The following is an 11861-nucleotide window of genomic DNA, read 5'->3' as shown; positions in this document are numbered from 1 at the left end:
GATCAGCCTTTCATCACGTTGACGTCTTCAACAGCAATGGTGCCGCGAGTACGGAAGAAGCAAACAAGGATCGCCAGGCCAATCGCGGCCTCTGCGGCGGCGACTGTCAGAACGAAAAGCGTGAACACTTGCCCAACCAAATCACCAAGGAAACTGGAGAAGGCAACAAGATTAATGTTCACCGCCAGTAGCATCAGCTCAATCGACATAAGCAGGATGATGACATTCTTGCGGTTCACAAAAAGGCCAAAGATACCAATGACAAACAGCGTCGCAGCCACTGTCAGGTAATGTTCTAGTCCGATCATGTCGTCCCTCAGTTCTTTTATTCTTGGCGATGGCTATCGCCAGTGTTTGCCCATGCAGGCTTAATATTTAGTGCGGATCAGCAGCCTAAAGCCCCTGCCCCGGTTTCACGTCTTTCAGCTCCATCGCCGTCGCCGGGTCACGGTGCATCTGCGCCATCACGTCTTGGCGTTTCACATCCGTACGGTGGCGCAGTGTCAGAACAATCGCACCGATCATCGCAACCAACAGGATAAGGCCGGACAATTGGAAAATCAGGAAGTACTTATCATAGAGCAACAGCCCCAGCGCCTCAGTGTTATGCGCATCTGTTGGCGTAACAGCATCGCGCAAGCCTTCTGCTTGCTCACTGCTTTCCCAAACACCAAAGGCCATTGTGAATTGCATCAACAAGACAAGGCCAATGAGCAAGGCCAGCGGCATGTACTTCGCCATTTCTGCTTTCAACTCTGCAAAGTCGATGTCGAGCATCATGACCACAAACAAGAACAAAACTGCGACCGCGCCGACGTAGACGATGATCAACAACATCGCCACGAACTCTGCGCCAAGCAAAACGAACACGCCAGCAGAGGACAAGAACGCGAGGATCAACCATAAAACCGAATGTACTGGATTACGGCTAATCACCGTAAACAAGCCACCCGTGATCGTGCAGATCGCGAACAAGTAAAAGGTAAATACAGCGACGCTCATGTTTGCGCTTCCTTGCTATCTTGCAAAACCTCATTCGCGAATTCCATCGCGCGGGTCATGGCGGGGAGACCGGCAAACATCGACATTTGTGCAATGCTTTCAGTCACTTCATCTTTTGTTGAACCTGCCTCGACAGCGTGGCGCACGGTCATTCTAATCTGCGTTTCATTCTGCGCGCCCTGCATGGTCAAGCCAGCAAGGGTTAACAAAAGCCGCGTTTTGGCGTCCAACCCTTCCTTAGACGCGCCTTTGCCAAACGACATTTCCATCATGTCCTTCGTCATCGTCGGCCAAAGTTTTTCCATCGCCTGCGTCGACGCACCAGCAAACGCAGGGTTGAAAGCTTTCGCCATCTCCTGAGCTTGGGCCATCATCATGGCAAAGGGGTTGTTCGCATCAGTCATCGGTAAGGCGCATCAATCTCGAGGTTGCGCGCAATCTGCGCTTCCCAACGATCGCCGTTTTCGAGCAGCTTGTCCTTGTCGTAGAACAGCTCCTCACGGGTTTCGGTGGCAAATTCAAAGTTCGGACCTTCGACAATCGCATCCACAGGGCAAGCTTCTTGGCAGAAACCGCAATAAATGCACTTCGTCATGTCGATGTCATAACGCGTCGTGCGGCGTGAGCCGTCATCGCGCGGTTCCGCATCAATGGTGATCGCTTGTGCGGGGCAAACCGCCTCGCAAAGCTTGCAGGCGATGCAACGCTCTTCCCCGTTGGGATAGCGACGCAGCGCATGCTCACCCCGAAAACGTGGGGACAGTGGCCCCTTCTCATGCGGGTAATTCAGCGTCACTTTCGGCGCGAACATATAGCGCAAACCAAGGCCGAAACCTTTCACAAAGTCTGCGAGAAGGAAGTACTTGGCCGCGCGGCCATAATCGAAGTCAGCCATTGGTTAACCCCCTACTGTCCAGCGCGCGTAAACGCCCCAGAACCATCCAAATTTTGCAGCGAATGCGACGAACACGACCCAAAGAAGGCTGAGTGGCAGGAAGATTTTCCAGCCAATCCGCATCAACTGGTCATAGCGGTAGCGCGGTGTGATCGCCTTCACCATGGAGAAGAAGAAGAACACCAGAAGCATCTTGCTCACCATCCAGAAGATGCCGTCTGGCAAACCTGGGATTGGCGACAACCATCCACCAAAGAACATCAGCGAGATCAGCGCGCACATGAGAACGACGGCGACAAGCTCACCGATCATGAAGAGCAGGAACGGCGTCGAGGAATATTCAACCTGATAGCCCGCCACCAATTCTGATTCCGCTTCGGGAAGGTCGAATGGTGGACGGTTCGTTTCAGCGAGCGCCGAGATAAAGAAAAGCACGAGCATCGGGAAATGCGGCAGCCAATACCAGCTGAGCAAACCATAGTCGCTATCCTGTGCCGCCACGATGGCACCAAAGTTCATTGAACCTGAGGACAGGATAATACCGATAATAATCAAACCGATAGAGACCTCATAAGAGATCATCTGCGCAGCGGAACGCAGTGAGCCAAGGAACGGATATTTCGAGTTGGATGCCCAGCCCCCCATAATCACGCCGTAAACTTCAAGAGAGGAAACAGCAAAAACATAAAGGATCGCGACGTTAATCTCCGACAATACCCAACCTTCGTTGAACGGGATTACCGCCCAAGCGATCAAGCTCATCACTAAAGTGACCATCGGCGCCATCAGGAACACTGCTTTGTCCGCACCCGCAGGGAAGACAACTTCCTTAACGATGTACTTCAAAAAGTCCGCGAAACTTTGCAGCAATCCAAAGACGCCAACGACGTTTGGTCCACGGCGCATCATCACAGCAGCCCAGATTTTGCGGTCCGCATACATCAAGAATGCAAGCGCGAGCAGCAAAGGGATCACGAGCAAGAAGATTTGCCCAACGATTGTCAGGCCCATGCCCAATGTTGTGGTGGTGAAAAAGTCGTACATTAGGTCCTCACACCGTCGGTATCTTGTTCTCGTTGCAGGCAGAAACGGTGACTTCAGCGTCAATCGTTTTCAGCCCACGCGGGAGCGCTGGCGAGATGGTGTAAACAGCATCCCCGACCCATGTGCCACCCTCTTCGGCAACGTTTGTTCGTAAATGTCGTGCAAATCCGTAGCCACGGATCAGCGCGTACTGCGCAGCCGCGCATTCGGCGTAGGCATCTACGTCAGAATTGTCGCGCGCGCCCTTCATTTTCACTTGAAAGCTCACCAAATCCCCATCCAGAAGACGTGTTTGCACACCTTCGTAATCTGGTTTGAACGGCGCAGGCCTATCGCCCGCTTGCTGCTCGCAACCAGAGACGGTGCTGGCAATCGCCAGCGCCATGGGGGATATGATCGCCGCTGATCTCACTCCGCTGCGATCTTATCTGCGTCGCGGCGCGCTTTCGCGTTGGCTGAAAGCTCTGCCATCAATTCAGACGCGCGTGCAATCGGATTGCTCAGGTAGAAATCACTGATCGCATTGCGGAAATCCGCTGTGCCCATCGCTTTTGCCGGAAGTGGGGTCCACTCGTTCTCAGGCACTTCGTCGATCTCTGCGAGATGCGGAACCTCTGCCACCAAAGCTGTGCGCAATGCAGCGAGACTGTCGTAAGGAAGTTTCGCATCCAGCTCTGCGGACAAAGCACGCAAGATCGCCCAGTTCTCTTTCGCTTCACCCGGTGCAAAGCCAGCGCGCATCGCAAGCTGCGGACGCCCTTCGGTGTTCACGAAGAGCCCCTGCTCTTCCGTATAGGCAGCACCCGGCAGAATGATATCAGCACGATGCGCGCCACGATCGCCGTGGCTGCCTTGGTAAATCACGAAGGCACCCGCGTCGATGTCCACTTCGTCAGAACCGAGGTTGTAAATCACCTCTGCATCTTTCGTCGCAGCTTCGACACCACCTTCGGTAACGCAGCCCGCGTCCATCGCACCAACACGCCCTGCGGCTGTGTGCAAGATCATGAATTTCGACTCGCCTGCTTCCGCTGTCGCCATCGCCGTGCCAAGCACCGCTTCGCCATCAGCTTCTTGCAACGCGCCTTGGCCGACGATCATCACGCCAGCTTTGCCGTGCTTGTCGGAATGATCCATATCGGCGATCTTTTGCAACGCTGCGCGATCCGTACCGAGATGAACGTAATCATATGTCAGATCAACCGGCTCACCAATCAACGCGACTGTCGCGCCTTTTGTCCAAGCCTTGCGGATACGCGCATTCAAAACCGGCGCTTCAATCACTGGGTTCGCGCCGATGATAAAGATCATCTGAGCGTCGTCGATATCTTCGATTTTCGCAGTACCGACATAGCCAGAGCGATTGTCAGCAGGCAGCTTCGCCTTGTCAGTGCGGCACTCAACGTTGCCACCCATGCCTTCAACCATTTGTTTAAGCGCGAAAGCCGCTTCGACTGGCACGAGATCACCAACAAGGCCCGCAACTTTCTTGCCCTTCATCGCAGCAGCCGCAGCGCCAAGCGCTTCGCCCCAATTAGAAGGACGCATCTTGCCGTTCTCACGGATGTAGGGGCGATCAAGGCGCTGACGGCGCAGGCCATCCCAAACAAAACGGGTTTTGTCGGAAATCCATTCCTCGTTCACGCCATCATGGTTGCGTGGCAACATGCGCATCACTTCACGACCTTTCGTGTCCACACGAATAGAGCTGCCAAGCGCATCCATCACATCGATGGATTCTGTCTTGGTCAGTTCCCAAGGACGCGCGGTGAACGCGTAAGGCTTGGACACCAAAGCCCCAACAGGGCACAGATCAATGATATTGCCCTGCAAGTTGCTGTCCAGCGTTTCGCCCAGATAAGACGTGATTTCGGCGTCTTCACCGCGACCTGTTTGGCCCATCTGCGTTATACCCGCGACCTCAGACGTGAAGCGCACACAGCGCGTGCAAGAAATGCAGCGTGTCATGTGGGTTTCTACGAGTGGTCCCAGATCCAGATCATCCGTCGCGCGCTTTGGTTCGCGGAAGCGTGAGAAGTCGACGCCGTAAGCCATCGCTTGATCCTGCAAGTCGCACTCGCCCCCCTGATCGCAAATCGGGCAATCGAGCGGGTGGTTGATCAGCAAGAACTCCATCACGCCTTCGCGCGCTTTTTTCACCATGGGCGAGTTAGTCTTGACCACAGGGGGCTGACCTTCTGGACCGGGGCGCAGGTCACGCACCTGCATCGCGCAGGAAGCGGCAGGCTTGGGCGGACCACCCACGACCTCAACAAGACACATGCGGCAGTTGCCGGCAATCGTCAGGCGCTCGTGATAACAGAAACGGGGAATTTCGATCCCCGCCTCTTCACAGGCCTGAATAAGGGTCATCGCCCCGTCTACTTCGACTTCGTTTCCGTCGATGATGATCTTGCGTAGGTCGGACATGTTCTACCTTGCTCTTAGAAGAACGCCAATTTGGCTGCGTTTTGCGATTTCTGCGCGGCCCAAACGGCACATGGACGCGGCGTCAGTTGTGGAAGCACCATTTTGCGCGAGATAGGCCTCGCCGCGCTTGCGCATCTTGGCTTTCTCCGTGTTGCTTTTGGTGTATCGATTGATTTCGTCGTTCGAATAGCCTTTGGCACGTGCTTCGCGTTTCAGCGAATTGAGAAAACCGAGCGCGGTAAAGGTGCGCGCGCTGATGCTGTCGCAGCGGTTGCGAATTTCGTCAGCGATACCGACCGCCAACAGGCCATTGTTAATCTTAGTCTCATTTTGCAGACCCGCGGCAAAAACCGGCGTGGACGACAAAAGGGACGCAGCGACAAAAGCTGCTGTGAAGAGACGGATCAAAGGTTGATTGAATAGCATGGATGTATCTCCTGTCATGCAAACTGCTCTCGCGGTTTGAACATGTGCCAAACCGTGACCCAGACTTGCGCAAGGGGCGGTTTGATATGCAATAACATCCCTATTTCTATTGGTTTTTATCATTCTACGCACCGCCCTTGGACAGTCAGAACATCATCGACAATGTTAAGCGCTGTTGCTTCAGCGTCAGGGCTTGCGCCCCACTCGATGTCAGAGCGGCCATATTTACGGACGCAGTAGCTTGTGCCTTCAAAACGCGCCGCTTCGCGCGCGCCCTCTAAGCTCTGACTGACCGGAGAGGCCGTCGCTACAAAATTGCGCTTATCTTCTTTGTCGACGCTTGTGCGGCCATTGAACTGCAAGCCATCAAACAACACCTGACGCGATGGGTCTGTGCACCCCATCAACGCGACAAGCGCGACACTACATATGAACGCGGTACGGATCACTTCGCTGCCACCGCGCGCGTTGTTTTGCCAGTGATTTGCGCTTTGATGCGATCTTCAATTTCGTCGCGGAAATTGTTGATCAAACCTTGGATCGGCCAAGCCGCAGCATCGCCAAGCGCACAAATCGTATGGCCCTCAACTTGCTTCGTCACATCCCAAAGCATATCGATCTCAGCCGGATCAGCGTCCCCTTTAACAAGGCGCTCCATCACGCGCATCATCCAACCCGTGCCTTCACGGCAGGGCGTACACTGACCACAGCTTTCATGCTTATAAAACTTAGCCAAACGCCAGATTGCTTTGATGATGTCGGTGTCTTTATCCATCACAATCACCGCCGCAGTGCCAAGGCCAGAGCCAAGATCGCCGCGCAAGTAATCGAAATCCATGATCGCATCGCGCATCTTCTCGCCGCGCACACAAGGCACAGAAGAACCACCCGGAATAACCGCTTTCAGGTTGTCCCAGCCGCCTTTGATACCACCGCAATGGGTTTCGATCAGCTCTTCGAACGAGATGCTCATCGCCTCTTCGACGACACATGGGTTGTTCACGTGACCAGAAATCGCGAAAAGCTTTGTGCCTGCGTTGTTCGCGCGGCCAAAACCCGCGAACCACTCAGGACCACGGCGCAAGATCGTCGGCACCACGGCGATGGATTCAACGTTGTTCACAGTTGTCGGGCAACCATAAAGACCCGCACCCGCAGGGAAAGGCGGCTTCATGCGCGGCATGCCCTTTTTGCCTTCAAGGCTTTCAAGCAGTGCCGTCTCTTCGCCGCAAATATACGCCCCTGCCCCATGGTGCAGGTAAATGTCGAAATCCCAACCGGATTTGCAGGCGTTTTTACCAACGAGACCCGCTTCATAAGCTTCGTCAATCGCGGCTTGAAGTGCTTCTTTTTCGCGGATGTATTCGCCGCGGATATAAATATAGCAGGCATTGGCATTCATAGCGAAGCTCGCAATCAAGCAACCCTCTACCAATGTGTGCGGATCATGGCGCATGATTTCGCGGTCTTTACATGTGCCTGGCTCGGATTCATCAGCGTTCACCACAAGATACGCAGGACGCCCGTCGCTTTCCTTTGGCATGAAGGACCACTTGAGACCCGTTGGGAAACCCGCACCACCACGGCCACGCAAGCCCGATGCTTTCATCTGATCGATGATCCAATCGCGACCGTTCTTGATGATCTTGGCTGTGCCATCCCAATGTCCACGCGCTTGCGCACCCTTCAAGGTGCGGTCGTGCATGCCGTAGAGATTGGTAAAAATGCGATCCTGATCGGCTAGCATCTTATGATCATCCTTTCGTGTCCTGACGCGCACGCCAGATTTGATACGTCACAACCATCGACCAAACGAGCGCCGCAAGGACGGCAAAGTCGATGAGTAGAGCGAACCTGCCCGGCATGCCAAGCTGAGGTCCGATCCATTGGGCCAAGATCCAAAAGAGCATCGATCCAGCGATGACAAGTGCGACCATGCGCCCTTTTTTCGCCAATGCTTCTTCTGATGTGTCCTGGCCCATTGGAATATTTCCTTAGTAAACCGAACCTTTGTCGACACGCTTAGAGAACTCAGTGTCCTCGCCCGCCGCCAAAAGTTTGGCCTGTGCAACCCATTCGTCCCGCGTCGCGCGACCTTTGAACCCTTCTAGATTTGAATTCACCCACGCAAGTTCGTCAGCGGTCCACGCAGCAATCTGATCGAAGTGGAAAAAGCCCATGGAGTTACAAAGCTTTTCAAGCTTTGGCCCGATACCTTTGATGCGCTTTAAATCGTCCGCACCGCCTTCGCGCGCGGCTGTAAGCGTTGCTGGCTTGGTGCCCTCATCCGCTCCTTCGCGAACGCCGTCACCATCAAAGTCTTCACCTGCGGCTGCATCGGCTGCTGCTTTGTCTGCTGCGGCCTTCGCTGCTTTCTTCTCTGCGGCAGCTGTCTTCTTGGCTGCTGCCTGTTCAGAAGCTGCTTTTTCAGCCGCCGCTTTGTCTGCTGCGGCCTTATCGGCTGCAGCTTTGTCCGCCGCCGCTTTGTCTGCCGCCGCTTTATCCGCTGCTGCTTTATCCGCTGCTGCTTTGTCGGCTGCTGCTTTGTCCGCCGCCGCAGCGTCGGCTGCTGCTTTGTCGGCCGCCGCTGTGTCTGCTGCAGCATTTGCGCTGCCGGACGCTGACGTGCTCGCGACTGCGGCTGATGTACCTGCGGCTACGGCTGCGCTCGCACCTACATTGGATCCAGTGGAACCCGATGTCGTCGAAGACTGTGACGCACTGTCTGCAGATTTAGCGCCGGCTGCAGGCAAAGGTGTGCAAAATAGCCAGCTGAATACGAGGCCCAGCAACACAAACACCAAAGCGCCCAAAAAGGCGGCAGGCATGAAGGTGTATTCTCCGACCGTCAAAAGCATTACAAACGTCAGCAAGCCAGCGACCGCTGCCATTGCCCAGCACCCGATTTGGCAGGTGGAATTTTTCTTAATATCACTCATTGTGACTCTCCCAGGATTTAAGAAGCATTAGTAGACGCTTCCTTTTTTTACACGGGATGCAAATTCTGTGTCGCCCCCGTTTGCAAGCACGTTGGCCTGCGCCACCCAATTGTCACGGCTTACGCGACCTTTGAATCCTTCAAGATTTTGATCGACCCATGCGACTTCTTCATCGGTCCACTTTGCGACCTGATCGAAGTGGAAAAAGCCCAACGAGTTAAGCAGCTTTTCCATTTTCGGACCAACCCCTTTGATCATTTTCAGATCATCCGCACCCGTTTCGCGCGCAGCGGTCAAAGTGCTTGGCTTTTTGCCCGCACTTACGCTGGCAGCGTCTTCTGCTGTCGATGTTTTTGTAGCGGGCTTGGCTTTGGACTTTGCTATCGCTTCTTGTTTGGTCACACCGGATGCATCAGCTGCCTTTTTTGCTGCTGGCTTTGGCGCAGAAGCTTTTTTCGCAGTAGCTGGCTTCGCTTTAGTGGCAGGTTTAGCCGTTGTTTTGCCCTGCCAAGGCGCAAGAAGTGGCACCTCAGATCCATCAATAGGTTTGATCGTATCGCCGATATCGCTCGCGAGCTGAGCCGAGGCATTGTATTGTGTTTTACCGCTTTCATACTCTTTAAGGCTGGTCAAACCAGACAAAGGCTCACAAGAGTACCGGCCATTTTGCGGACCCGGTGTCGGAACTGTACCCGCCGCCATATCATCAAGCAGCTGGCTCAAGCCTGCTGTTGTGAGGTCCTCATAATAGTCCTTGCCAATTTGAGCCATCGGCGCGTTTGCGCAGGCCCCGAGGCACTCCACTTCTTCCCATGAAAATTTGCCATCTGCACTTAGAACATGTGGCTTGTCAGCGATTTTCTCTTTGCAAACGGCAACAAGATCTTCGGCACCACAGATCATGCAAGATAATGTACCACAGATCTGAATATGTGCCACAGAGCCGACAGGCTGTAGCTGGAACATAAAATAGAAGGACGCCACTTCGAGGCCACGAATGTAGGCAAGGCCAAGCATATCTGAAATATGCTCAATCGCTGGACGTGTGAGCCAGCCCTCTTGTTCTTGCGCACGCCACAAAAGCGGGATGATCGCGGAGGCTTGGCGACCCTCTGGGTATTTCGTGATCTGCGCTTCGGCCCATGCTTGGTTGGCGGGGGTGAAAGCAAAGCTGTCGGGTTGGTCTTTGTGAAGGCGGCGGAGCATTAGTACGACCCTTTAGATCCGAGGCAGGCGTTGGAGCCTCCGGCGGGGATATTTTTAGAAAGAGGAAGGGCAAGGCGCATCATCAGTTACCTGTCAATTTCGCCGAAAACGACGTCCATAGTGCCGATGATCGCGGCCACATCGGCGAGCTGGTGGCCCACCGTGATGTGATCCATCGCTTGCAAATGCAAGAAACCCGGCGCGCGAATTTTGGAGCGGTAGGGTTTGTTCGACCCGTCCGCCACTAAGTAAACGCCGAACTCGCCTTTAGGGGCTTCAACCGCGCAGTACACTTCGCCCGCTGGCACGTGGAAGCCCTCGGTGTAGAGCTTGAAGTGGTGAATGAGCGCTTCCATCGAGGTTTTCATGTCACCGCGTTTCGGTGGCGTAAGCTTACCACGGGCCATGACATCGCCCGGCTCTTCGCGCAGTTTGGCAATGGCTTGCTGGATGATTGAGACCGATTGCGTCATCTCTTCCATGCGGCAGAGGTAGCGATCATAGCAATCGCCGTTTTTGCCAACGGGGATCTGGAACTCAAATTCATCGTAGCATTCATAGGGCTGTGCGCGGCGCAAATCCCACGCAAAGCCAGAGCCACGCACCATAACACCAGAGAAGCCGTAGTTCAGGATGTCTTCTTCAGTGACGACGCCAATATCCGCGTTACGCTGTTTGAAGATACGGTTCTCGGTCAACAGGCCATGCATGTCGTCCATGAACTTCGGGAATTCATGAGACCACGCTTCGATATCGTCAAGCAGAGCATCTGGCAGATCCTGATGCACGCCACCAGGGCGGAAGTACGCTGCGTGAAGGCGGGCCCCGCAGGCGCGTTCATAGAAGATCATCAACTGTTCGCGCTGCTCAAAACCCCAGAGCGGTGGCGTGAGCGCGCCAACGTCGAGCGCTTGTGTTGTGACGTTCAACAGGTGGTTCAGCACGCGGCCAATTTCGGAATAAAGTACGCGGATCAGCGAGGCACGGCGCGGGATTTCGATGTCGCACAGCTTTTCAATCGCAAGGCACCAAGCGTGTTCTTGGTTCATCGGGGCCACGTAATCAAGACGATCAAAATATGGCAGGTTTTGCAGGTACGTGCGGCTTTCCATCAGCTTTTCAGTGCCGCGATGCAGCAGGCCGATATGCGGATCGCAGCGTTCTACGATCTCACCATCGAGTTCGAGAACCAAACGTAGAACCCCGTGCGCCGCAGGGTGCTGCGGGCCGAAGTTGATGTTGAAGTTACGGATTTTCTGCTCGCCAGAGAGCGCGTCTACAGAGTTGTCGTCGAATTTGGAGCCGTCCATCATTTCGCTTCCTCCGTCTTTTCATCACCCGGCAGCACGTATTGCGCGCCCTCCCACGGGGACATGAAATCAAACTGTCGGTATTCTTGCACCAAACTCACAGGCTCATACACAACGCGCTTTTCGACTTCGTCGTAACGTACTTCAGTGTAACCCGTTGTTGGGAAATCCTTGCGCAAAGGATGCCCGCGGAAACCATAATCCGTCAGGATGCGGCGCAGGTCTGGATGGCCTGAGAACAAGAGGCCAAACATGTCGTAGATTTCACGCTCGAACCAATTGGCACTGGGGTGCACGTCAACAATGGATGGCACCATATCATCTTCGCGCACTTGTACACGAAGGCGGATCCGGTGGTTCATATACATCGACAAGAAGTGATAAACGACATCAAAACGCTTGCCACGCTCTGGATAATCCACTGCGGTAATATCCACCAAGCTCGAAAACTTGCAGCTTGAATCGGTCTTTAGAAACTCAACCAAGTCGACGATGTTGGATGGCGCGACGGTCACATTCAACTCGCCCTGCTCAATTGCCCAACTCAAAACGCAATCAGGGCGTTTGAGTGCGATGTGGGTTCCTAGCTCTTCCAGCGCTGCGCTCATG

Annotated in this window: 15 protein-coding genes; all 15 read right to left on the bottom strand. The window is 54.4% G+C overall.

Translation table 11 applies throughout. The features are described from left to right. Positions 1-2 precede the first annotated feature (2 nt). Positions 3-308 carry an NADH-quinone oxidoreductase subunit NuoK gene (gene nuoK, locus ACTG3Z_RS00800; protein ID WP_072630106.1) on the bottom strand — a complete coding sequence of 102 codons (306 nt, stop codon included), beginning with the start codon at positions 306-308 and terminating at the stop codon, positions 3-5. Positions 309-393: 85 nt separating this feature from the next. Beyond that, a complete protein-coding gene (locus ACTG3Z_RS00795) occupies positions 394-1002 on the bottom strand; it encodes an NADH-quinone oxidoreductase subunit J (RefSeq protein WP_439140760.1) in 609 nt (202 codons plus the stop codon). After that, positions 999-1406, bottom strand: coding sequence for a carboxymuconolactone decarboxylase family protein (locus ACTG3Z_RS00790; RefSeq protein WP_439140759.1), 408 nt, complete (start codon positions 1404-1406; stop codon positions 999-1001). Before ACTG3Z_RS00790 ends, ACTG3Z_RS00795 begins: the two co-directional genes overlap by 4 nt. Then, on the bottom strand, positions 1403-1897 hold the full coding sequence (nuoI, locus tag ACTG3Z_RS00785; protein ID WP_009828136.1) for an NADH-quinone oxidoreductase subunit NuoI: 495 nt from the start codon (positions 1895-1897) through the stop codon (positions 1403-1405). Before nuoI ends, ACTG3Z_RS00790 begins: the two co-directional genes overlap by 4 nt. A 3-nt stretch (positions 1898-1900) precedes the next feature. Beyond that, complete coding sequence (gene nuoH, locus ACTG3Z_RS00780; protein ID WP_439140758.1) at positions 1901-2941, bottom strand: NADH-quinone oxidoreductase subunit NuoH; 1041 nt, start codon at positions 2939-2941, stop codon at positions 1901-1903. Positions 2942-2948: 7 nt separating this feature from the next. Next, on the bottom strand, positions 2949-3326 hold the full coding sequence (locus ACTG3Z_RS00775; protein ID WP_439140757.1) for a hypothetical protein: 378 nt from the start codon (positions 3324-3326) through the stop codon (positions 2949-2951). A gap of 23 nt (positions 3327-3349) precedes the next feature. Beyond that, the gene (gene nuoG, locus ACTG3Z_RS00770) at positions 3350-5371 is read right to left on the bottom strand and encodes an NADH-quinone oxidoreductase subunit NuoG (RefSeq protein ID WP_439140756.1); all 2022 of its coding nucleotides are present in this window, start codon (positions 5369-5371) and stop codon (positions 3350-3352) included. A 3-nt stretch (positions 5372-5374) separates the two neighbouring features. Next, entirely contained in the window at positions 5375-5815 is a 441-nt protein-coding gene (locus tag ACTG3Z_RS00765; RefSeq protein ID WP_439140755.1) for a DUF5333 domain-containing protein, read from the bottom strand. A 101-nt stretch (positions 5816-5916) separates the two neighbouring features. Then, positions 5917-6246 (bottom strand): hypothetical protein, encoded by a 330-nt coding sequence (locus tag ACTG3Z_RS00760; protein ID WP_439140754.1) that lies wholly within the window; start codon positions 6244-6246, stop codon positions 5917-5919. Continuing rightward, a complete protein-coding gene (nuoF, locus tag ACTG3Z_RS00755; RefSeq protein WP_439140753.1) occupies positions 6243-7544 on the bottom strand; it encodes an NADH-quinone oxidoreductase subunit NuoF in 1302 nt (433 codons plus the stop codon). The genes ACTG3Z_RS00760 and nuoF overlap by 4 nt, the downstream gene beginning before the upstream one ends. Before the next feature lie 7 nt (positions 7545-7551). Next, complete coding sequence (locus ACTG3Z_RS00750) at positions 7552-7779, bottom strand: DUF5337 domain-containing protein (protein WP_439140752.1); 228 nt, start codon at positions 7777-7779, stop codon at positions 7552-7554. Between the two features lie 12 nt (positions 7780-7791). Next, complete coding sequence (locus ACTG3Z_RS00745; RefSeq protein WP_439140751.1) at positions 7792-8736, bottom strand: NADH:quinone oxidoreductase; 945 nt, start codon at positions 8734-8736, stop codon at positions 7792-7794. Positions 8737-8763: 27 nt separating this feature from the next. Further along, entirely contained in the window at positions 8764-9942 is a 1179-nt protein-coding gene (locus ACTG3Z_RS00740) for an NADH-quinone oxidoreductase subunit E (protein ID WP_439140750.1), read from the bottom strand. An 86-nt stretch (positions 9943-10028) separates the two neighbouring features. Next, positions 10029-11252: an NADH-quinone oxidoreductase subunit D gene (locus ACTG3Z_RS00735; protein WP_439140749.1), complete on the bottom strand. Its 1224-nt coding sequence runs from the start codon at positions 11250-11252 to the stop codon at positions 10029-10031. Beyond that, entirely contained in the window at positions 11252-11860 is a 609-nt protein-coding gene (locus ACTG3Z_RS00730; RefSeq protein ID WP_439140748.1) for an NADH-quinone oxidoreductase subunit C, read from the bottom strand. Before ACTG3Z_RS00730 ends, ACTG3Z_RS00735 begins: the two co-directional genes overlap by 1 nt. Position 11861 lies beyond the last annotated feature (1 nt).

It is taken from the genome of Planktotalea sp., assembly GCF_965659345.1.
Lineage (GTDB): Bacteria > Pseudomonadota > Alphaproteobacteria > Rhodobacterales > Rhodobacteraceae > Planktotalea.
This window is presented reverse-complemented; position numbering and strand designations above follow the sequence as displayed.

Excerpts from the sequence above, each read along its gene's own strand:
- ACTG3Z_RS00740 (WP_439140750.1), bottom strand. The coding sequence starts at position 9,942 with ATGCTCCGCCGCCTTCACAAAGACCAACCCGACAGCTTTGCTTTCACC.
- nuoG (WP_439140756.1), bottom strand. The coding sequence starts at position 5,371 with ATGTCCGACCTACGCAAGATCATCATCGACGGAAACGAAGTCGAAGTA.
- ACTG3Z_RS00750 (WP_439140752.1), bottom strand. The coding sequence starts at position 7,779 with ATGGGCCAGGACACATCAGAAGAAGCATTGGCGAAAAAAGGGCGCATG.
- ACTG3Z_RS00765 (WP_439140755.1), bottom strand. The coding sequence starts at position 5,815 with ATGACAGGAGATACATCCATGCTATTCAATCAACCTTTGATCCGTCTC.
- ACTG3Z_RS00775 (WP_439140757.1), bottom strand. The coding sequence starts at position 3,326 with ATGGCGCTGGCGATTGCCAGCACCGTCTCTGGTTGCGAGCAGCAAGCG.
- ACTG3Z_RS00730 (WP_439140748.1), bottom strand. The coding sequence starts at position 11,860 with ATGAGCGCAGCGCTGGAAGAGCTAGGAACCCACATCGCACTCAAACGC.
- nuoH (WP_439140758.1), bottom strand. The coding sequence starts at position 2,941 with ATGTACGACTTTTTCACCACCACAACATTGGGCATGGGCCTGACAATC.
- nuoF (WP_439140753.1), bottom strand. The coding sequence starts at position 7,544 with ATGCTAGCCGATCAGGATCGCATTTTTACCAATCTCTACGGCATGCAC.
- ACTG3Z_RS00745 (WP_439140751.1), bottom strand. The coding sequence starts at position 8,736 with ATGAGTGATATTAAGAAAAATTCCACCTGCCAAATCGGGTGCTGGGCA.
- ACTG3Z_RS00795 (WP_439140760.1), bottom strand. The coding sequence starts at position 1,002 with ATGAGCGTCGCTGTATTTACCTTTTACTTGTTCGCGATCTGCACGATC.
- nuoK (WP_072630106.1), bottom strand. The coding sequence starts at position 308 with ATGATCGGACTAGAACATTACCTGACAGTGGCTGCGACGCTGTTTGTC.
- ACTG3Z_RS00790 (WP_439140759.1), bottom strand. The coding sequence starts at position 1,406 with ATGACTGATGCGAACAACCCCTTTGCCATGATGATGGCCCAAGCTCAG.
- ACTG3Z_RS00735 (WP_439140749.1), bottom strand. The coding sequence starts at position 11,252 with ATGGACGGCTCCAAATTCGACGACAACTCTGTAGACGCGCTCTCTGGC.
- nuoI (WP_009828136.1), bottom strand. The coding sequence starts at position 1,897 with ATGGCTGACTTCGATTATGGCCGCGCGGCCAAGTACTTCCTTCTCGCA.